This window comes from Paenibacillus kyungheensis, from assembly GCF_028606985.1.
Lineage (GTDB): Bacteria > Bacillota > Bacilli > Paenibacillales > Paenibacillaceae > Saccharibacillus > Saccharibacillus kyungheensis.
Map to the genome: position 1 here is coordinate 16,116 of NZ_CP117416.1, position 20,055 is coordinate 36,170.

The following is a 20,055-nucleotide window of genomic DNA, read 5'->3' on the forward strand; positions in this document are numbered from 1 at the left end:
CGAAGCGAAGTTGAGACGATATCTGTTATTTTGATTATAATAAGAATAGGGAACAATACACAATAAATATTATAGGAATGACAATATGAACAATAAATGGATACCTTCTACAACGAAACAATGCAAAGCTCCTCTATACGATGCTTTATCTCGTTATGCTTCTTCTACTCAGAAAAGCTTCCATGTGCCAGGGCACAAAAATGGGATGATCTATACTGATGTACTCAAGCAAATGACCGGGGCAGATTTGTTCCATTCTGTATTGCAATGGGATGTTACTGAAATTAGTGGTACAGATGACCTTCATCATCCTGAAGGAGTTATTCAAGAAGCCCAACAGTTAGCAGCACAATGTTTTGGAGCTGAAGAAAGTCATTTTCTTATAGGTGGAAGTACAGTTGGTAACTTAGCTCTTATTTTAACAGTATGTAGTCATCCTGGTGATATCATTATTGTACAGCGTAATGTCCATAAGTCTGTTCTGAACGGATTGATGATGGCAGGAGCGAAAGCAGTCTTTTTAACGCCAGAGATAGATCAAACAAGTGGTTTGGCTGTAATTCCTAGTATTGAAAATATAGAAGCAGCTCTTACACAATATCCTACTGCTAGAGCTGTTTTTCTTTCGTCTCCTAATTATTACGGCATGGGGAAAGACTTGAGTGATATTGCTACTACTTGTCATCGGTATGAGATACCACTGTTGGTAGATGAAGCGCATGGAGCACATTATGGTCATCATCAGCGTTTTCCTATTAGTGCACTCAATGCCGGTGCAGATGGTGTGGTGCAATCCACTCACAAAATGTTATCGTCGATGACGATGAGTGCTATGTTACATGTACAGGGTGATTTGCTTACTCGTTCTTTATTAAAGCAGCGTTTAACTATGATTCAGAGTTCAAGCCCTTCGTATCCGTTAATGGCTTCTTTAGACCTGAGTCGTTATATATTAGATTGTTATGGAGAACAAGTCTTTGCTACAGGGTTACAAGCTAGAGATACTTTTATTGATGAATTAGCGCATCATCAAAGATTTGGTTATTTATCGTGCTCCGAGGAATATTATACACAAGATCCTTTTAAAGTGGTGATCTACGATCGGGACGGTTATTTATCTGGCGAAGTCTTGCAAGAACGGTTAGAGTATTATGGATGTGTGCCTGAGATGAGTGATGATCGATATGTTGTATTGGTATTTAGTATGGGTTCGACATTAGACGATAGTTATTGTCTGTTAGAAGCTCTGGCAAAGATTGCTCAAGAACCCCTGCAATCTATTGTGATAGGTGATACAAATGATATAGATCAAGATACTATTTCTACCCTATTAGAGCTTACAGACTGTTCTGAGGTCACAAATGATAATGATGCAGAGCAGAGAGAACAGAAAGTGTATCTAGATCCCAATTTATCGACTATATCTGAGCCTATCTTATTTACAATGACACCGATTGATGAAGACAAGATAGAAGTTATTGCTCTAGAACAAGCAGAAGGACGAATATGTGCAGAAATGGTGATTCCTTACCCACCAGGCATTCCGATTTTGTATGCAGGAGAAACGATCCATCCATCTGTGTATGCTAGACTATTAACGTTACGAACACATGGTCATAAAATACAAGGCACTGCTGATGCTACATTAAATACATTGCGTGTCTATCAATAGAGGTCTACCGCGAAGTAGTCTACAGAAAGCAGGAATAAGAATGAAGTCAAAAGGTTTATTTATTGTGTTAGAAGGTATGGATGGTAGTGGTAAAACAAGTCAGCTTGAACATATTAAACATTACTTGAACGAACAAGGGATAGATTTTTTATCAACTCGTGAACCGGGAGGAATCTCTGTTTCTGAACAGATTCGTGAAGTGATTTTGAATGTAGATAATGATATGAGTGGTCTAACCGAGTGTCTGCTATACGCTAGTGCTAGAAGAGAACATTTAATTCAGAAAGTGATTCCTGCCTTAAATGATGGACGAATCGTTATCTGTGATCGGTATGTAATGTCTTCTTTGGCTTATCAAGGATATGGACGTGAACTGGGTAAAGCTGTACTGGATATTAATCAATTGGCTATTGATGTAGATGGTCAGCAGTACTGGGCGGATATGAATATCTATATCGATGTGAAGCCAGAAGTAGGATTAGAGCGGATTATGTCCAAATCAGGTGAACGTGAAGTCAACCGGCTTGATCTGGAGACGCTGGAATTTCATCATCGGGTACATAAAGGATATATGGAACTGTCCGAGCAACATGCAGAGCAGTTTGTAATGATCAATGGTGAACAGGATGAGCACAGTGTTTTTGGCGATATTAAGCAGGTATTGGATCAGTTGATTCAAGCTTACCGTGTATAACAATAAGGAATATGCTTCTGATTTGGGGCAGTCGGTTACAATATGAATAAAGAGTAAATAGAGGTATTATCCGTATAGATGTCGAATAAACTAAACAGGGCTAGGTGCCTTACAGATCTGTAAAAGGAGGGCTATTATAATGAAACTGATTATTGCGATCGTGCAAGATAAAGATAGTAACCGTCTATCAGGCGAATTGGTAAAAGCTAATTTTCGGGCTACCAAACTAGCGAGTACGGGTGGATTTCTACGTGCTGGAAATACAACATTTATGATTGGTGTTGATGATAGTCAGATCGAAGCTGTTATGGAAGTCATTCGTAATAGTTGTAAAATTCGTGAGCAACTGGTTACACCGGTAACTCCGATGAGCGGTACAACCGATTCGTATCTTCCATTGCCAGTAGAAGTACAGGTGGGTGGCGCTACTGTATTCGTTATGCCTGTTGAACGCTTTGAGCATTTCTAAAAAAGTTTTTGATTTTATTTCAAAAAATACGCAAAAATCGTTATATCTTCAAACATAATAGAATAATAAAGAGTATAATTAAGAAATAAACAGAGGATCGGTTACGTTATTGAGAACCGGTCCGTCTTTATTATCTGCTACAAATCGGTTATCGTTCGACAAGCTAATACGTAAAAATTGAAGTTTTTTCATTTTACTATTCGCAAATCGTAACATTTGAACGATACTAATTAATAACGACTCTGTTTAGCAACTGCTAATTGATATATACAAAACCAAGCATGTATAAAGGAAGTCTGGACTTTACAGCTAGAAGTCTAATGCCAGCAAAGAAAGGAAGAGAATAATGAAAATCAACCCCGGTTATCCTCCATTAAAAAGTAATCCTATCGTATCGGATACTCCTAATAAAGTTGTACAACAACGGAACTTTTCAGATGTTCTTCATAATCATGGTGCTCAAGCAACACATGATGATATCCAACGTCAATTTAAAGAAATTCAAATGCAGGGTGACCGGCTTGCGAAATCAATGACACTACGCGAACTCAAATCGTATCAAATGTTAGTAAAACGCTTTTTGGAAGATACGGTTCGTCGCGGTGTTAAAGTGAAAGAAACACAAAGCTTTGATCGTCGGGGTCGGGGCAAAAAGTATAAATTGTTAGATGAAGTCGATTCCATGTTGCTAAGTATGGCTGAAGAATTGCTTCAAAGTGAAGAAGGAAGAATAGAATTATTGCAGCGGATGGGCGAAATTCGCGGTATGCTGATTAATTTTCTATATTAAGAAAGTAAAATAGATGTGTTGAAGTGTGTGGTTCAGTAAGGAGGCACCATGTCTTTTCAAGAAATTATCGGGCAAGATATTGCCAAGCAGATGTTACAGAACGGTCTGCGTAGTCAAAAGATTTCTCATGCGTATTTGTTTAGCGGCCCAGCAGGTAGCGGACAAATGAAAATGGCTAACAGCTTTGCTCAAGCTTTGGTATGTATTCATAAAGGTGATGAAGCCTGTGGAGAATGTATACAATGTCGTAAAATGAAAAATGGAAATCATCCTGATTTTCATGTGATCGAGCCGGATGGCGCTTCGATTAAAATTGAGCAAATCCGCGATATTCAGCGGATTTTTTCGTATCGTTCAGAATCGGGAAACCGTAAAATATATATTATTAAAGATGCAGATAAAATGACGATACAAGCGTCTAATAGTCTGTTAAAATTTTTAGAAGAACCACCAGCACCAGCGGTGGCTATCCTTTTAACAGAAAATGCACAGTCAGTACTACCTACGATTCGTTCTCGTACACAACCTATAGTATTTACGCCACCTGATCCTCAGAAAATGGCTCAAATCTTAGGAGATGAAGGATTTCCAATGCCTTTAGTACGATGTGTTGTTCATATTGCGTCTGATCTAGATGAATGCCGAGAATTGCTAGCAGAGAATTGGTTTGCAGAAATCAGAAACGTAATGTTACAATTAGGGAAGGAATCCGCAGGTAGAGGGAGTATGAGCCTTATTACTGCTCAGCAAAAGCTGTTTAAAGGCGGACTTGGAGATCATATTGAGCCTGTATTTGATCTTTTCCACTTATGGTTTAAGGATATGATTCATATCCAGATTGGAAGGCACGAGAGTATCGTTTTTATAGATCAGTTAGAGTCTCTCTCCAAAGTGGCTACCACTCGTGATATGCAGCATTGGATATCTTGTATGTCGCTTGCTGCAGAGTGTAAGAAAATGCTTCGTTCTCATGTGAATCCACAGTTATGCATGGAGCAATTTCTTATAGGCGTTAGCGGTTGAAGGAGCTTCATCACAGACCGGACGGTGTATAACATCATGCGGAGCGCACAAGCTTAACAACGCACACTTTTTGAATACGTCATGTCAGGTGAACACAAGAAGTAATTCTTCAGATCGGAATTTTTGCCGTAGAGTTGAAAAACGGTATTGGCAAATGAGGGGGCTTATCTTTTGTATAGTGTAGTAGGAGTCCGCTTTAAAAAAGCGGGTAAAATATATTATTTCGATCCGTTAGACTTTCCAGTCGAAAGTGAACAACACGTTATTGTAGAAACTGCACGTGGGATTGAATATGGTAAAGTAGTGATTGGCAAAAAAGAGGTAAATGAGTCGGATGTCGTTCTTCCTTTGAAAAAAGTGATTCGGATTGCAGAAGATCATGATGCTCAAGTGGTAGAAGAAAATCGGATCGCAGCTAAAAATGCTTTTACGACCTGTTTAAACAAAATCAGAGAGCATGAGCTGAAAATGAAACTTGTCGATGTAGAATTTACATTTGATCGCAATAAAATCATTTTCTATTTTACAGCAGAAGGGCGAGTCGATTTTCGAGAACTGGTTAAAGATTTAGCAAGCATTTTCCGTACACGTATCGAATTACGTCAAATCGGTGTGCGTGATGAAGCTAAAATGCTAGGCGGTATAGGCCCTTGTGGACGTATTCTATGCTGTTCTTCCTGGTTAGGCGATTTTGAGCCAGTATCAATCAAAATGGCTAAAGATCAAAGCTTGTCCTTGAATCCGACCAAGATTTCTGGATTGTGTGGACGTCTAATGTGTTGTCTTAAATTCGAGCATGATAATTATGAGAGCGTGAAGGAAGAACTTCCGGCTATCGGTAAATTTGTCGTCACTTCGCTAGGCGATGGTAAAGTGGTCGGTATCAATGCCGGTTCGCGTACTGTACATGTTCAGATCTTTGATATCAGTAAAGTCAAAGAACTGCCATTGGATGACGTGGTCGTGAAGTAAACCCGATCAAGGCTGCTTTTGAGGTGGGAACTTGGAGAAGAAAAATCTTTTTACACACATTCACGAATTGGAAACAAAGATGGATCATATGCATGGCGATATGGGTAAAATGAAGCAAGCTGTGAAAGAGCTGTTAGAAGAAAATCAACGTCTAAGTACTGAAAATGAACAATTGCGTCGTGTTCTGAAAAAAGAAGTTCCTGTTATCGAACCTAAATCGGTAGGAACGTACTCTTCTAAATTGTATTCAGACTTACCTGATCTAGAAGTAGTTGGAGAAGGTTATGATAATCTGGCACGTATTTATCACGAAGGCTTCCATATCTGTAATGTGTATTATGGACATTTGCGTACAGAAGGCGATTGCTTGTTCTGCCTTTCTTTTTTGAATAAATCTGAATAGTATCATTATCCAAACCGCGGACAGCAACATGCCGCGGTTTTTATATAGTATCGATGTAAAAGCGCAGGATCATTTCTAAAGAAAGCAAGATCAGAAAGGAAATACCATGAACGAACAACCACTTCTGGCAGATGAGCGTATTGATGATCTGCTCACGTATAATCTTAAAATTATTCAAAGTCGAGAAGTATTTAGCTTTTCGATGGATGCGGTATTGTTAGCACGATTTGCAAGTATTCCTAAGCGTGGTAAAGTGATTGATCTATGTACAGGCAATGGAGTCATTCCTATTTTGTTGTCGACACGTACCCATGCTAGTATTGAAGGGGTAGAAATACAAGAACGCCTGGCAGATATGGCAATGCGTAGTGTGACGATGAATGGCTTAGAAGAACAAGTCAAAATTCGAGTACAAGATCTTAAAGATATGCCACTTGTCGGTGAACGAGAAGCGTATGATGCGGTAACAGTAAATCCTCCTTATGCGCCTGTAACAGGAAGTGATATGAAATTAAATATTCATCATGCTATGGCAAGACATGAGATTGGATGTACGCTGGAAGATGTGATTCGTACGTCTGCCAAACTGCTTCGTAACGGTGGTAAACTGTCGATGGTTCACCGTCCTCATCGCTTAGCAGATATTATTATTTTGATGCGACAATATGGAGTAGAGCCAAAACGTATTCGATTTGTACATCCTCGTCAACATATGGAAGCCAATATGGTATTGATTGAAGGATTACGTGGAGGAAAGCCTGAAATGCGTATGTTACCGCCACTTATCGTATATGATGAACAGGAGCAATATACTACAGATCTCAAAGCAGTCTATTACGGATTAAAGGAGTCACTATGAGCATACAGATTCAAAAAAGCTTTGCCAAAGGGGAGTCTGCTGTTCTGCACGAAGGAGCAGGGACGTTATATCTTGTTGCTACCCCGATTGGTAACTTGGAAGATATGACTTATCGCGCTGTACGTACACTGCAAGAATGCGATATCGTTGCTGCTGAAGATACAAGGCAGACACGTAAATTATTGACTCATTTTGATATTACACCAGGCAAATTACTTAGTTATCATGAGCACAATAAAAAAGCGAGCGGCCCTGAATTAATCCGCCTTATTATAGAAGGAAGTAGTCTTGCACTTGTAAGCGATGCAGGATTGCCTGCTATTTCGGATCCCGGGCAAGAATTGGTGAAGCTGGCATTAGAACAGCAAATTGCGGTTGTGCCTATTCCTGGGGCAAATGCGGCTTTATCTGCTTTGATTGCTTCTGGATTATCGACAGATCGGTTTACATTTGTAGGATTTTTGCCAAGAGACAGCAAAGGTCAAGAAGAAGTACTAGGTAGTGTTAAGCATGGAGCAGGTACATTACTATTATATGAATCTCCGCATCGCATTATCAAAACATTACTGGCGATTGCACATCATCTCGGAAATCGTAATATCGTATTAGCACGTGAGCTAACGAAGCGTCATGAAGAGTGGACACGAGGCAGTGTTGAAGAAGCACTAGAGTGGTTAGAAACTCATCCACCTATCGGCGAATATTGCGTTGTTATTGAAGGGCAATCGTTAACTGAAGCCAAAGCAGAAGCAAGTGAATGGTGGCAGCAGATGAGTATCGAAGAACATGTGATGCACTACGAAAATAAAGAAAACATTTCACGTAAAGATGCTATGAAAAAAACAGCGAAAGACCGCGAAATCTCTAAACGTGATGTGTATCAAGTTCTTTTAGATGAACAAGAATAAACCGTCTAAAAATGCTTTCTTAATAACTGATTTTAGAGTCTATATTTATAATAGAAGAAACTCGTTATATCTATTATTTTTTCACAAAAATGAATATTCAAACAGGTAACATAATGTAGGAATCTTAAATTGTTTAAGATTCCTTTTTGATGTGTAAATTGGAAGTACTATGCAAAAGGAAGTATAATAAACGCCAAGCCTTTTTTTGAAAACCAAAAGAAAGCAAAAAAATACCTTTACCCAGACAAAATGCTGAGTAAAGGCCCAAGGAGATATTAAAAAGGTTAGAATTAATAAGTTGATAATTCTAGTATAACCTATTTTATTTATTTTGTCACAGGGACAGGAATTTCGGAAATACATTCATTACAAACGATTTTTCCTTTAAAATAAGTTACATTTTCAGCATTACCACAGAAAATACAAGCAGGCTCGTATTTTTTAAGCATGATGCGTTCGCCATCAACGTAGATTTCCAAAGCGTCTTTTTCTCCGATACCTAGTGTACGGCGAAGTTCGATAGGAATTACTACGCGGCCCAATTCGTCTACTTTTCTTACAATACCAGTTGATTTCATCATTACTGATCAATCCTCTCAAATTTAAATATATTAGTTGTTATTGGTTTGTTTGATGTGCTATCATTCGACAAATTTCTATGTTTTATGATATTCATAATACCAACGTTTCCCAAATCAGTCAACCTATAAATTGAGAAAAATAGAGTTTTTTTCTGTTTTTTTTGAAAAAATATTTTTATATAGCGGTATTATAAGGTATTATGGGCTTAAAATTATTTTGTCGATTTGGAAATTCGTAACTTGTATATACCGACATCATTCGACATTATCATCGAAGAATTTATTTTTAATTTTAAATAGTTGTGTTTTAGAGATAGAAGGAGGAGTTTGTTTTGAAGCCTGTACAACCTTTAGGAGAAGAAAAAGTATTTAAAGATCCTGTACATAATTATATCCACGTGCAAGATCGTTTAATCTGGACATTGATTAATACACCTGAATTTCAAAGATTACGTCGTATCAGACAATTGGGAACTTCTTATTTAACTTTTCATGGAGCAGAGCATAGTCGATTTTCTCATTCATTAGGTGTGTATGAAATTACACGTCGTATTATTTCTCAATTTGAACGTGGTGGTTATGAAGATTGGCCGCGAGAAGAAAGTCTAGTAGCTTTGTGTGCAGCTTTATTGCATGATCTGGGTCATGGACCTTTTTCACATTCTATAGAAGAAGCATTTGATATGGATCATGAAGAATGGACCTGTCGTATTCTGCTTGGCGATACAGAAGTAAACCGTGTATTGGAAGAAGCAGAAACAGGTCTGGCTGAACGAGTCGCTTCTGTTATTCGCAAAGATTATGAAAAACCGATTGTTGTCAATTTGGTGTCTAGTCCGCTGGATGCTGATCGTATGGACTATTTGTTACGTGATGCTTATTTTACAGGCGTGAATTATGGAACGATTGATGTGGATCGTATTTTGCGGATGCTTCGTCCTCATAATGGTAGAGTAGTGGTTAAAGAATCTGGGATGCATGCGATTGAAGATTATTTGATGGCACGTTATCAAATGTACTGGCAAGTGTACTTTCATCCTGTAACTCGAAGTTCGGATATTGTTTTGCGACAGATTTTCCGCCGGGCTAAAGAATTGTTCGATCAAGGATTTGCATTTAAATTTTTACCGTACCCGTTACCTGCTTTATTTGAAGGAAATATTCAAGTACATGATTATTTATTGCTAGATGAAGCATTAGTACAGACAGCTTTTATGCAGTGGACACGAGAAGATGATGAAATTCTTGCAGATGTGTGTCATCGCTTTATGCAACGTAGACTGTATAAATATGTAGAGACCGATTTAATTGATTTGGAAACGATCGATAGTATTCGAAATGAATTTGCTAGAGTGGGATTGCATCCTCAATATGATCTGGAAATCGATTTTCCAACTGATCTTCCTTATGATGTATTTCGTCCGGGCGATCCTAAAAAGGAAAAACAAATTCTACTATTAGATCGTCAAAATCGTATTCAAGAAATTTCAGAAGTATCGGATATTGTACGTTCAATCAGCGGTATTCATCGTGGTCGATATCATCTCTACTATCCGCAGGATAAATTGGAAAAAGTCATTCATCAGTTATCAGAAGAAGTAGCAGCAATATTTGAAAATAAAATCAATCCACCTCAAATGGAATTTGAAATCTAAAATAAAAGAAAAAAGTGTGTAAAACAGAGAAGGAGCGAGAAAAATATATGTTATTTGATACACATACTCACTTGGATTCGATTGAATTTGCCGATGATCGTAAAGAAGTCATTGAACGTGCTTATGCACAGGGTGTAACACGTATGATCAATGTTGGCTTCAACCGCGAAACGATTCCAACCACAATGGAATTGGTAGAAAGTTACGAATTTATATATGCAGCGATAGGTTGGCATCCTGTAGATGCGATTCATATGCAACCTGGTGATCTCGAATGGATCGAATCGTTATGCAAACATGAGAAAGTAGTTGCTATCGGTGAGATTGGTCTTGATTATCACTGGGATACTTCTCCAAAAGAAGTGCAACACAAAGTATTACGTGAACAAATTGGTCTGGCACGCTCCATTCATATGCCGATTGTGATTCATAATCGTGATGCACACGAAGATATTGTAAAGATTTTACGTGAAGAAAATGCACATGAAGTCGGAGGAGTGATGCACTCTTTTTCAGGTAGCTGGGAAACAGCCAAAATGTGTCTTGATATGGGCTTCCATTTATCGTTTGGAGGACCGATTACATTCAAAAATGCGAAGCAACCTAAAGAGGTGTTACAAAAGGTTCCGATGGACCGTCTTTTACTTGAAACAGATTCCCCATTTTTGACACCACATCCTTATCGTGGAAAACGAAATGAGTCCGGTTATGTGACACTTGTAGCAGAAGCGGCAGCAGCGCTAAAAGGGGTATCACTGGAAGAAATTAGTACAATTACAACTAAAAATGCACTGGAACGATTTGGCATTCGATGAAAAACAGAGTAAATCACGCAAAAAACATCGTTAAACGGATATATGAATAAATTATCATCAAAAAATCGAAGAATATGACAACTTTTTAACCATTTATTCAGAAAAACGTGCTTGCTCGTCGCTTTACATGAGGGTTGGGTTCGGGATATTATTTCATCAGTGATTTAATCTTGCTGTTATCACGCAAGATTCCATGATTCGGTCTCGCTGAGTTTCCTGCATAGGAAAACGGGGGAACCAACATATGTCTTCAAGCCATTATTATCAGAATACCGAAGTCATTATGTATGATTCCTTTTACAGGGTCTATGGGGTGAATTGGAGGTACTCGCGCCATGAGCGGAGGAGCCTTCAAAGGGCAAGCAATACAATGTGTCCGAATCCGACAGCTAACCCCGTAAGCGATGCAGAGGCAACCTCGTATTTTCTAACGTTTTCCGAACTGTATTCAAATACGTCGGAAGCCAAGGAAAAGTTGCTCTTGCTCTTTTCCAGAGGCTTCTTTTGTTTTGGGCAAAAGGAAAAGGTATAGAGATACGATATTTGAAGCTTGATCTTTCAGATATTAGGTATGTCCCTTAGACTGACCATGGCGCAGGCATTTTTGAACATCACGAAAGATTATCACACAGATTCGATAATCTTATGCTTACGATCAGCCTGTGAAAATTCTGTTATATAGTCGCGTCATATACAATTACGTCACAGCTAGACGGCGAGACTATGAAGGAGGACGGAAGAAGTGGCAATTGCTCCTTTCGAAAAAACCCATGGTTCGCGCTCATCCAGCATGTCTTATGCGCTGAGTTGGAAGCAACAAAATCTACGCTATGTATTGTGGGCTGCATTATTGGTTATCGCTCTTGCAGCGATGCTATTGTCCCTACTTTATAATCAAGCGGGTAAAAATATTTCTGTTGTCATTGACGGCAAAGCACAAACCGTGGAAACACGTAAATTGATGCTTTCTCAACTGCTTGATGAAAATCAAATTAAAGTGGCACCACAAGATAAAGTGTCAATGCCGATGAATGGCGCACTTCAAGATGGCGATAAAGTTTACATTAACCATGCGGTTGCAGTAAACATTACGGCAGATGGTGGTACGAAGAAAATCTATACCACCTCTAAGACAGTTGGTAACACATTGGAGCAAGCTGGATTAACATTGTCAGGTCAAGATCAACTTACACCAGCAATGGAATCTTCAGTTCATGACAATATGGATATCAAGATTGTTCGCACCAAATCGTTTGTAGCGAAAAAAGTTGTAAAGATTCCTTATCAAACTGTTAAAAAAACCGATGCTTCTATGGTTGAAGGTAAAACAAAGTTAGTACAAAGTGGTCAAACAGGTAAAGTGGTTCAATACATCGAGAAAGTATACGAAGATGGAGAATTCGTCTCTAAACGTATGGTTGATAAAAAAACAACCGCAAAAGTGCAAGATAAGATTGTAGCAATAGGTACCAAAAAAGAAGAGCCTAAGCTTCTTGCAGCTGCATCATCTAGTGGAGGTTCCAGTAATAGTACTTCCAAAGCAGGTGTAGATTTTTCTTATGCGAAAGTACTGAACAATGTATCTCTTACTGCTTATTCGTCTCAAGAACCTGGTCTAGGTACAGTGACTGCTTCTGGAGCACGTGTAACAGAAGGTCGTACGATTGCAGTCGATACGAGTGTCATTCCTATGGGATGGTGGGTATACATTGAAGGCATTGGCTTCCGCCGTGCTGAAGATACCGGTAGTGCTATTAACGGTAATAAAATCGACGTATATATAGACAGCTTGAGCCAAGCGAGAGCATTTGGACGTAAATCCGGTTACACTGTATATGTAATTGGTCCGGTTAAACCCTAGTCAGGGTGTTGATTGGGATAACGCCATTGCTTAAGCCCAGTCATCTGTTATATGATATAAATAATATTAACCATGAGCGTGAATAAGGAAAACAAAAAGAAGAGGAATATTCCTCTTCTTTTTGTTCTGTTAAGATCAATTTATAGTGAATAGATAGAGGTCATTATTTACAGAGTGAAGGGAAGCGTACAATCAACGTGATTAAAGAAGTGATTGTGGTGGAAGGTAGAGACGATACAGTAGCGATTAAACGAGCTGTAGACGCGGATACGATCGAAACTGGTGGTTCAGCGATTGGAGCTCATGTTATTCGTCGGGTGAAGTTAGCTCAAGAACGCCGCGGTGTGATCATATTAACAGATCCTGATTTTGCTGGTGAACGGATACGTAAGATCGTCGCGCAGAAAGTACCTGGTTGTAAACATGCTTTTATTCCTGAAAGCGAAGCTACGCTCAAAGGTGATATCGGTGTTGAGAATGCTTCGCCTGAAGCGATTCGTGAAGCACTTGCACGTGTACATTCTGAAATGCCAGAAGCAGAGATTTTGATCGATTGGGAAGACTTGATTATGACAGGACTGGTAATGCAGCCAGATGCAGCAGAGCGAAGAATGAAAATGGGCAACTTGTTAGGGATAGGGTATGGCAACGGAAAACAGTTCCATAAGCGTTTGCGCATTTTTGGAATAAGCCGTGAAGAATTTGCAGCAGCACTTTCACAAATGGAAGCGGAGGAAGAACAATAATATGGATGAACGACTAGATATAGCGACACCCAAACGCACCAAAGAAATTATAAATAAGTATGGATTTTCATTTAAAAAAAGTCTCGGTCAGAACTTTTTGATCGATTCGAATATTTTGAACAAAATTGTAGAAGCTGCCGAGTTAACACCTGAAAATGGAGCTTTAGAGATTGGACCGGGGATAGGCGCATTGACCGAACGATTAGCCCAAGAAGCGGGTGCAGTAACAGCGGTTGAGATTGACCGTCGCTTAATTCCAATTTTGAAAGAAGTGCTAGAACCTTATCCACATGCTAAAGTACGTCATGATGATGTGCTTAAAGTCGACTTACATCAATTGTTTCGTGAAGATTTTAGTGAAGTTGAAAAAGTAAGTGTAGTTGCTAACTTACCGTACTATGTCACGACACCGATTGTTATGAAGCTGTTGGAAGAACGCCTTCCTTTGGATAATATTGTAGTGATGATCCAAAAAGAAGTCGCTCAGCGCATGGCAGCTCCTCCTGGAGGCAAAGACTACGGAAGTCTGAGTATTGCTGTGCAATATTATTGCGTGCCTGAATTGATCTGTATTGTGCCTAAAACAGTATTTATCCCACAGCCTAATGTAGAATCTGCTGTGATTCGCTTAAAACTGCGTGATCGTCCGGCAGTAGAAGTCGAAGATGAAGCTTACTTTTTTGAATTGATGCAATCTTGTTTTGTACAACGTCGTAAAACGATTGCCAATAACTTGCGCAGTCGCTACTTTGAAGGTGGAGATCGTACGCAATTAGAGCAGCTTTTGGCAGAAGCAGGAATTGAACCTTCTAGACGCGGAGAAACACTTAGTTTGCAAGAATATGCGACTTTGAGCAGTGTATTTTTGAAAGCAGGTATCCGCTAAAAAAATTCGTTGACAAGATAAATTTAATACTGCTATAATTTAATGTTCATTTGACAAACCATCTTTTCTTTGATATAATGAGGAGGGAAAGAGGTGGTTGTAGTCAATGGCTAACAATGCGCTTTTGGAAATCAAACGTAGTCTTGATGCTCATGTAGGGCACAAAATTACGTTACGTGCTAATGGTGGTCGTAAGAAGACCATCGAACGAACCGGAGTTTTGGAAGAGACCTACCCTTCTGTTTTTATTGTCAAGCTCGCTGAAGAGCATCAGACATTTGAACGTGTGTCTTACAGCTATGCCGATATATTAACAGATTCTGTGGAAGTCACCGTCTGTGATGACGATTGTCAGACACGAATCGAATATGTTGGGAATTGAATAACTGTTTTATCATAAGACAGTCTTTATCTCCTTTCGGGGTAGAGACTGTTTTGTTTTGTGACTACATTTTATAGATATGAACGGAACCCGATACCCATATTAATAGACTTTATACTTCATTTTTTTTATAATATGGATTATTCGCAATGATAAGCACAGGAACCCGTACGCAGCGTATCAAATCGTTCGGATGGAATGTTGAGGGTGGAGGAACAGCATGAAGATATATGAAAAAGCACCAGCGAAGATTAACCTGATGCTGGATGTGTTACATAAACGACCGGATGGTTATCATGAGGTCGAGATGATTATGACGATGGTCGATTTAGCAGATCGGCTGACACTCACTGAATTGTCTCGAGATACGATCCAAATTTCCAGTCAAGCCGGATATATTCCTTTGGATGAGAAAAATCTTGCTTTTCAAGCTGCTCAAAAAATCAAAGCAAAATATAATATCAAACAGGGCGTACATATTCATATCGATAAGCAGATTCCAGTTGCTGCAGGTCTAGCTGGAGGTAGTAGTGATGCTGCCGCAGCGCTTAGAGGATTGAATCGTCTCTGGAACCTCCAGATTCCTCACGACGACATGATGGAGCTAGGTGCTTCTATCGGTTCTGATGTGCCATTCTGTATTACAGGCGGTACAGCGTTAGCAACAGGACGTGGAGAGCTTTTAACCCCACTTACCAGTCCACCGGATTGCTGGGTCGTTCTCGCGAAGCCACCGATCAATGTATCGACTGCTGATGTATACGGACGTTTCCGCGCTGATAAAGTAGCCAAACACCCTTCTGCTATCGAAATGCAGAAAGCGTTAGAAAATAAATCATTTGATGAAATCTGTGATCAGCTTGGCAATGTGCTTGAAGATGTGACACTGACTCATTATCCGCAAGTACAGCAGTTGAAGCAGGCGATGATCCAGCTTGGAGCTGATGGCGTATTAATGTCAGGCAGCGGCCCTACGGTATTTGGATTGATTTCAAAAGAATCTAAAGTAGCTCGTGTCTACAACGGGTTAAGAGGATTTTGTAAAGAAGTATATGCTGTACGAATACTAACTTAACTGATTTCAAATCGCAGTCTTTTTTACTCGATATGGTGCTCGATGATAAGCCATAAGAGAAAAAGATTGCGATTTTCTTTTACAAACACGTACAAAAATGTTATATTCACTTTAATTATTCGGGTTTAGGGTATAAAATGTCAATATTTTGTAGATAGCGAGGCGTTACGGTGAAAAAATTAAAGAGAAGCGCGCGGTTAGTGGAATTAACTCAATATTTAACTTCACGACCACATACGCTAATTCCATTAACCACTTTCGCTGATCGATACGGAGCGGCCAAATCATCGATTAGTGAGGATCTGACCATTATCAAAGAAGTTTTTGAAGAAGATGGCACAGGAGAGTTGTTGACACTTGCAGGAGCAGCAGGTGGAGTGAAGTATATTCCGAAGCTTGCCAAAGAAAAAGCATTTTCTTTTATGGAAGAATTATGCGGTCAATTGGGACAACCTGATCGTCTGCTTCCAGGTAACTATATTTATATGTCTGATTTGCTAGGGCAGCCTGCTATTTTGAATGAAGTGGGTAAGATTTTTGCTTCTGCATTTGCAGATACGCCGATCGATGTGATTATGACGGTAGAAACAAAAGGGATTCCGCTAGCTCATGCTACAGGCACGCAATTGAATTTGCCGGTGGTATTAGTAAGACGTGATCATCAGATGACAGAAGGATCAGCAGTAAGTATTAACTATGTATCCGGTTCTCATAAGAGCTTGCACACGATGACGTTGTCGCGTCGCGCGCTAAAAGAAAAATCTCGCGTATTGATTATTGATGATTTTATGAAAGCTGGCGGTACGATTCAAGGAATGGTTGATCTTTTGGGAGAGTTCAATGCAACGGTTGCGGGTGTAGGGGTACTATTGGAATCAGGTTCTGTCGACACGGATGATCGTTTGTGGGCAGATTATGTGTCACTTGCGAAAGTAACTGATATCGATCCTAAAAACAAAAAAATTACGGTACAACCTGGCAACTACTTTGAAAATGATTCTAATTAAGCTTTTTTGCCAATGATTTTCATTTTAGTAATGAGAACGAATATCATTAAAATCATGTGAAATCGGTAGAAATCGAGCCTAAAAATAAATAAAATAAAAAAATACACAATTATTTTGGAGAAAAAAGAAGGAATTTGGCTTCTATGTGTGGAATTACACAATCTAAGTCTTTATAGACAAAGGTGGTGAACACATATGGAAATAACGGATGTAAGACTCCGCCGAGTGAATTCCGAAGGCCGAATGAAAGCAATCGCATCCATCACAATTGATAGCGAATTTGTCGTTCATGACATTCGTGTAATTGATGGTAACAATGGAATGTTTGTTGCAATGCCAAGCAAACGGACACCGGATGGTGAGTTTCGCGACATAGCGCATCCTATTTCTTCTGGAACTCGCGAGAAGATTCAGTTAGCTGTATTGGCTGAGTACGAACGTGCAGGAGTGGAAGAAGAAGAAGTGATCGAAGAAGGTGCTTAACGTTTACTTATTGGGGTTTGAAAGAAAAGGGAGCCACAGGGAGCTACATTGTGGCTCCCTTTTCTTTTTGTCTGGAATAAGATATATTCATTAGGGAGTTTTAACAACATATCTAATAAAAAATGATGTAAATATATGAGTTTTACAAGGAGGTCTGTAGTGTTGGATTCGAAAAGAATGGCAATTATACTTGCAGCAGGTAAAGGCAAACGCATGAAATCCAAATTGTACAAAGTACTCCATCCGGTATGTGGTAAGCCGATGGTCGGTCATGTACTAGATGCTGTACAACAAGTACAGTGTGAACGAAGTGTCGTTATTGTAGGGCATGGCGCTGAAGCAGTACAAGCTTATTTGGGAGATCGTGCTGAATATGCACTACAAAGTGAGCAATTAGGAACAGGTCATGCGATTCAACAAGCTGAATCATTGCTTGGTACCGAACAAGGAACGACAATCATTATTTGCGGAGATACACCGCTTGTTACTCCTGAAACGTTAGAAAACATTATTGCTAACCATGAAAGTCAGGGAGCAGCAGTAACTATTTTAACAGCTTCGATGATAGATCCGACAGGATACGGTCGTATTATTCGTGGATCAGATGGTAGTGTACAGAAGATTGTTGAGCAAAAAGAAGGTACACCTGAAGAATTAGCTGTTCAAGAAATCAATACAGGTACGTATTGTTTTGATAACAGTAAATTGTTCCAGGCGCTTTCTCAGATTACTAACGATAATGCACAACAGGAATATTATTTGACTGATTGCATCAAAATTTTGCGTGAACAAGGCGAAATGGTAGCTGCCTACGAAACATTTGATCTAGCAGAATCGATCGGTGTTAATGATCGTCTAGCATTGTCTGAAGCAGAAGGTTTTATGCGTGCACGTCTTGCCAAAAAACATATGCTAAACGGTGTAACGATTATCGATCCATCCGCTACTTATATTGGAGCAGATGTTGTGATTGGTTCCGATACTGTACTTTATCCGGGAACGATTCTAAACGGTCATACTGTTATCGGTGAAGATTGTATAATTGGCCCGAATACAGAGATAGAAGATTCAACTATTGGAAATGGTTCGACTGTACGTCAATCTATTCTTTCTGGAGCAGAAGTAGGAGCTGAAGGTAATATCGGTCCATTCGCATACTTGCGCCCGGGTACAAAGTTAAGCGATCAAGTGAAAGTCGGCGACTTTGTAGAACTCAAAAATGTAACAGTAGGCCAAGGTTCCAAAATTCCTCATCTAAGCTATGTAGGGGATGCTGTTGTAGGTTCAGGCGTTAATATTGGTTGTGGAGCGATTACAGCTAATTATGATGGACTTAACAAATCAATCACTGAAATCGGTGATAATGTATTTATTGGTAGTAATTCTAACTTGATTGCTCCTGTACGTGTAGGTGATGGTGCGTATGTGGTAGCTGGTTCTACGATTACACAAGATGTAGAAGCAAACGATATGGCTATCGCTCGTCAACGTCAAGAAAACAAATCAGGATATGCTGAGAAAATTCGTGCAAAAGCGAAAGCAATTCATGAAAAAAAGAAATAATTAACAGTTATAGCAGAAAATAATGCGCTAGAACTAAAATTATTATCTATTCTTACCAACAAAATGCCACTATTCGCTAAAGAATTATTATATAATATGAAATATATAATGCTTGTTGTATGATTTGACGGATCTAAAGAGAAATGAACGCCGAGTTGATAAGCATTCCAATGAACCACCACGGAGGGTTTTAACCATTATGACTTATTGTGATTCTAAATTAAAAATTTTCACTTGTAATTCTAACCCTAAGTTGGCGGGACAGATTGCTGACTATATTGGTATTCCTATGGGTGAATCTCGTACGACTGGATTTAGTGACGGAGAGATTCAGGTGAAGTTGTCTGAAAGTGTTCGTGGTTGCCATGTCTATGTAATCCAATCTACTTGTGCACCTGTCAATGATAATCTGATGGAACTGCTAGTTATGGTAGATGCATTAAAACGTGCTTCTGCTAAAAGTATTAATGTGGTTATTCCATATTACGGCTATGCACGTCAAGACCGTAAAGCACGTTCACGTGATCCAATTACAGCTAAATTGGTAGCAAATCTGATTGAAAAAGCAGGCGCTCATCGCGTTATCGCTATGGATTTACATGCTATGCAGATTCAAGGATTCTTCGATATTCCTGTAGATCATCTACTTGGAGTGCCTATTTTGGCTCAATATTTCCGTTCCAAAAAAATTGAAAATCCTGTTGTCGTTTCTCCTGACCACGGTGGTGTAGTGCGCGCGCGTAAGCTTGCTGATCTACTAAGTGCTCCGCTTGCAATTATTGATAAGCGTCGCCCTGAACCGAATGTGAGTGAAGTGATGAACATTATCGGTAATATCGAAGGTAAAACAGCCATATTGGTTGATGATATTATTGATACAGCGGGTACAATCGTTTTGGGTGCAAATGCTTTGATCGAAGGTGGAGTAAAAGAAGTGTATGCTTGTTGTACACATCCAGTATTGTCTGGTCCGGCTATGGATCGTCTGGAAAATTCGCCGCTTAAAGAAGTGATTGTAACAGATACAATTCCAATCACGCATCCTAATCCTACAAGTAAATTAAAAGTATTGTCGGTAGCACCTCTTATGGGCGAAGCGATTATTCGTGTTCATGAAGAGCTATCGATCAGTAAACTATTTGAAATTGAATAAGCGTTGATGTAATAAAAGGGTTACTTGCCCCATCTGAGGCGAGTAACCCTTATCGGCG

At 39.3% G+C, this 20,055-nt stretch carries 21 protein-coding genes and 1 riboswitch; of the genes, 20 read left to right on the forward strand and 1 reads right to left on the reverse strand.

Features of this window, described 5'->3' with window-relative positions:
* The first annotated feature begins 85 nt into the window (after positions 1-85).
* The 9 genes from PQ456_RS00060 to rsmI all read left to right on the forward strand — a co-directional run bounded on the left by PQ456_RS00060 (position 86) and on the right by rsmI (position 7,790).
* On the forward strand, positions 86-1,672 hold the full coding sequence (locus PQ456_RS00060; RefSeq protein WP_273614307.1) for an aminotransferase class I/II-fold pyridoxal phosphate-dependent enzyme: 1,587 nt from the start codon (positions 86-88) through the stop codon (positions 1,670-1,672).
* Positions 1,673-1,712: 40 nt separating this feature from the next.
* Positions 1,713-2,366, forward strand: a complete 654-nt coding sequence (gene tmk, locus PQ456_RS00065; protein WP_273614308.1) for a dTMP kinase — start codon at positions 1,713-1,715, stop codon at positions 2,364-2,366.
* A gap of 139 nt (positions 2,367-2,505) precedes the next feature.
* The gene (locus tag PQ456_RS00070; RefSeq protein ID WP_069326055.1) at positions 2,506-2,835 is read left to right on the forward strand and encodes a cyclic-di-AMP receptor; all 330 of its coding nucleotides are present in this window, start codon (positions 2,506-2,508) and stop codon (positions 2,833-2,835) included.
* Between the two features lie 346 nt (positions 2,836-3,181).
* Positions 3,182-3,625 carry a YaaR family protein gene (locus tag PQ456_RS00075; protein WP_273614309.1) on the forward strand — a complete coding sequence of 148 codons (444 nt, stop codon included), beginning with the start codon at positions 3,182-3,184 and terminating at the stop codon, positions 3,623-3,625.
* Between the two features lie 48 nt (positions 3,626-3,673).
* A complete protein-coding gene (gene holB, locus PQ456_RS00080; RefSeq protein WP_273614310.1) occupies positions 3,674-4,648 on the forward strand; it encodes a DNA polymerase III subunit delta' in 975 nt (324 codons plus the stop codon).
* A 171-nt stretch (positions 4,649-4,819) separates the two neighbouring features.
* Positions 4,820-5,620, forward strand: a complete 801-nt coding sequence (locus tag PQ456_RS00085; protein WP_069326058.1) for a PSP1 domain-containing protein — start codon at positions 4,820-4,822, stop codon at positions 5,618-5,620.
* A gap of 31 nt (positions 5,621-5,651) precedes the next feature.
* Positions 5,652-6,023: a DNA replication initiation control protein YabA gene (gene yabA / locus PQ456_RS00090; protein ID WP_204827289.1), complete on the forward strand. Its 372-nt coding sequence runs from the start codon at positions 5,652-5,654 to the stop codon at positions 6,021-6,023.
* 106 nt (positions 6,024-6,129) lie between these two features.
* Positions 6,130-6,882, forward strand: coding sequence for a tRNA1(Val) (adenine(37)-N6)-methyltransferase (locus tag PQ456_RS00095; RefSeq protein WP_273614311.1), 753 nt, complete (start codon positions 6,130-6,132; stop codon positions 6,880-6,882).
* Positions 6,879-7,790: a 16S rRNA (cytidine(1402)-2'-O)-methyltransferase gene (gene rsmI, locus PQ456_RS00100; protein WP_273614312.1), complete on the forward strand. Its 912-nt coding sequence runs from the start codon at positions 6,879-6,881 to the stop codon at positions 7,788-7,790. Before PQ456_RS00095 ends, rsmI begins: the two co-directional genes overlap by 4 nt.
* A gap of 326 nt (positions 7,791-8,116) precedes the next feature.
* Here rsmI and PQ456_RS00105 read toward each other — a convergent pair whose 3' ends face one another.
* Positions 8,117-8,371, reverse strand: a complete 255-nt coding sequence (locus tag PQ456_RS00105; protein ID WP_017815545.1) for an AbrB/MazE/SpoVT family DNA-binding domain-containing protein — start codon at positions 8,369-8,371, stop codon at positions 8,117-8,119.
* A 332-nt stretch (positions 8,372-8,703) separates the two neighbouring features.
* Between PQ456_RS00105 and PQ456_RS00110 the strand changes: the two genes are divergently transcribed.
* The 11 genes from PQ456_RS00110 (at position 8,704) to PQ456_RS00160 (ending at position 19,997) form a co-directional block, all read left to right on the forward strand.
* Positions 8,704-10,026, forward strand: coding sequence for an HD domain-containing protein (locus PQ456_RS00110; protein WP_273614313.1), 1,323 nt, complete (start codon positions 8,704-8,706; stop codon positions 10,024-10,026).
* 47 nt (positions 10,027-10,073) lie between these two features.
* Positions 10,074-10,841 carry a TatD family hydrolase gene (locus PQ456_RS00115; RefSeq protein ID WP_273614314.1) on the forward strand — a complete coding sequence of 256 codons (768 nt, stop codon included), beginning with the start codon at positions 10,074-10,076 and terminating at the stop codon, positions 10,839-10,841.
* A 195-nt stretch (positions 10,842-11,036) separates the two neighbouring features.
* Positions 11,037-11,260, forward strand: a riboswitch (cyclic di-AMP (ydaO/yuaA leader).
* 323 nt (positions 11,261-11,583) lie between these two features.
* Entirely contained in the window at positions 11,584-12,702 is a 1,119-nt protein-coding gene (locus PQ456_RS00120) for a resuscitation-promoting factor (RefSeq protein WP_373462010.1), read from the forward strand.
* A gap of 197 nt (positions 12,703-12,899) precedes the next feature.
* Positions 12,900-13,448 carry a ribonuclease M5 gene (rnmV, locus tag PQ456_RS00125; RefSeq protein ID WP_273614315.1) on the forward strand — a complete coding sequence of 183 codons (549 nt, stop codon included), beginning with the start codon at positions 12,900-12,902 and terminating at the stop codon, positions 13,446-13,448.
* Position 13,449: 1 nt separating this feature from the next.
* Positions 13,450-14,334, forward strand: a complete 885-nt coding sequence (gene rsmA / locus PQ456_RS00130; protein WP_204827295.1) for a 16S rRNA (adenine(1518)-N(6)/adenine(1519)-N(6))-dimethyltransferase RsmA — start codon at positions 13,450-13,452, stop codon at positions 14,332-14,334.
* Positions 14,335-14,440: 106 nt separating this feature from the next.
* Positions 14,441-14,716, forward strand: a complete 276-nt coding sequence (veg, locus tag PQ456_RS00135; protein WP_069326066.1) for a biofilm formation stimulator Veg — start codon at positions 14,441-14,443, stop codon at positions 14,714-14,716.
* Between the two features lie 220 nt (positions 14,717-14,936).
* The gene (gene ispE / locus PQ456_RS00140; RefSeq protein WP_273614316.1) at positions 14,937-15,791 is read left to right on the forward strand and encodes a 4-(cytidine 5'-diphospho)-2-C-methyl-D-erythritol kinase; all 855 of its coding nucleotides are present in this window, start codon (positions 14,937-14,939) and stop codon (positions 15,789-15,791) included.
* A 170-nt stretch (positions 15,792-15,961) separates the two neighbouring features.
* Positions 15,962-16,798, forward strand: a complete 837-nt coding sequence (gene purR, locus PQ456_RS00145; protein ID WP_204827297.1) for a pur operon repressor — start codon at positions 15,962-15,964, stop codon at positions 16,796-16,798.
* A 195-nt stretch (positions 16,799-16,993) separates the two neighbouring features.
* On the forward strand, positions 16,994-17,281 hold the full coding sequence (spoVG, locus tag PQ456_RS00150; protein WP_204827298.1) for a septation regulator SpoVG: 288 nt from the start codon (positions 16,994-16,996) through the stop codon (positions 17,279-17,281).
* A gap of 177 nt (positions 17,282-17,458) precedes the next feature.
* Positions 17,459-18,844 carry a bifunctional UDP-N-acetylglucosamine diphosphorylase/glucosamine-1-phosphate N-acetyltransferase GlmU gene (gene glmU / locus PQ456_RS00155; protein WP_273616207.1) on the forward strand — a complete coding sequence of 462 codons (1,386 nt, stop codon included), beginning with the start codon at positions 17,459-17,461 and terminating at the stop codon, positions 18,842-18,844.
* Positions 18,845-19,043: 199 nt separating this feature from the next.
* Positions 19,044-19,997 carry a ribose-phosphate diphosphokinase gene (locus PQ456_RS00160; RefSeq protein ID WP_069326070.1) on the forward strand — a complete coding sequence of 318 codons (954 nt, stop codon included), beginning with the start codon at positions 19,044-19,046 and terminating at the stop codon, positions 19,995-19,997.
* Positions 19,998-20,055: the final 58 nt, after the last annotated feature.

Excerpts from the sequence above, each read along its gene's own strand:
- PQ456_RS00105 (WP_017815545.1), bottom strand. The coding sequence starts at position 8,371 with ATGATGAAATCAACTGGTATTGTAAGAAAAGTAGACGAATTGGGCCGC.
- PQ456_RS00070 (WP_069326055.1), top strand. The coding sequence starts at position 2,506 with ATGAAACTGATTATTGCGATCGTGCAAGATAAAGATAGTAACCGTCTA.
- spoVG (WP_204827298.1), top strand. The coding sequence starts at position 16,994 with ATGGAAATAACGGATGTAAGACTCCGCCGAGTGAATTCCGAAGGCCGA.
- PQ456_RS00075 (WP_273614309.1), top strand. The coding sequence starts at position 3,182 with ATGAAAATCAACCCCGGTTATCCTCCATTAAAAAGTAATCCTATCGTA.
- rsmA (WP_204827295.1), top strand. The coding sequence starts at position 13,450 with ATGGATGAACGACTAGATATAGCGACACCCAAACGCACCAAAGAAATT.
- glmU (WP_273616207.1), top strand. The coding sequence starts at position 17,459 with ATGGCAATTATACTTGCAGCAGGTAAAGGCAAACGCATGAAATCCAAA.
- holB (WP_273614310.1), top strand. The coding sequence starts at position 3,674 with ATGTCTTTTCAAGAAATTATCGGGCAAGATATTGCCAAGCAGATGTTA.
- ispE (WP_273614316.1), top strand. The coding sequence starts at position 14,937 with ATGAAGATATATGAAAAAGCACCAGCGAAGATTAACCTGATGCTGGAT.
- PQ456_RS00115 (WP_273614314.1), top strand. The coding sequence starts at position 10,074 with ATGTTATTTGATACACATACTCACTTGGATTCGATTGAATTTGCCGAT.
- PQ456_RS00160 (WP_069326070.1), top strand. The coding sequence starts at position 19,044 with ATGACTTATTGTGATTCTAAATTAAAAATTTTCACTTGTAATTCTAAC.
- PQ456_RS00060 (WP_273614307.1), top strand. The coding sequence starts at position 86 with ATGAACAATAAATGGATACCTTCTACAACGAAACAATGCAAAGCTCCT.
- tmk (WP_273614308.1), top strand. The coding sequence starts at position 1,713 with ATGAAGTCAAAAGGTTTATTTATTGTGTTAGAAGGTATGGATGGTAGT.
- veg (WP_069326066.1), top strand. The coding sequence starts at position 14,441 with ATGGCTAACAATGCGCTTTTGGAAATCAAACGTAGTCTTGATGCTCAT.
- PQ456_RS00095 (WP_273614311.1), top strand. The coding sequence starts at position 6,130 with ATGAACGAACAACCACTTCTGGCAGATGAGCGTATTGATGATCTGCTC.
- rsmI (WP_273614312.1), top strand. The coding sequence starts at position 6,879 with ATGAGCATACAGATTCAAAAAAGCTTTGCCAAAGGGGAGTCTGCTGTT.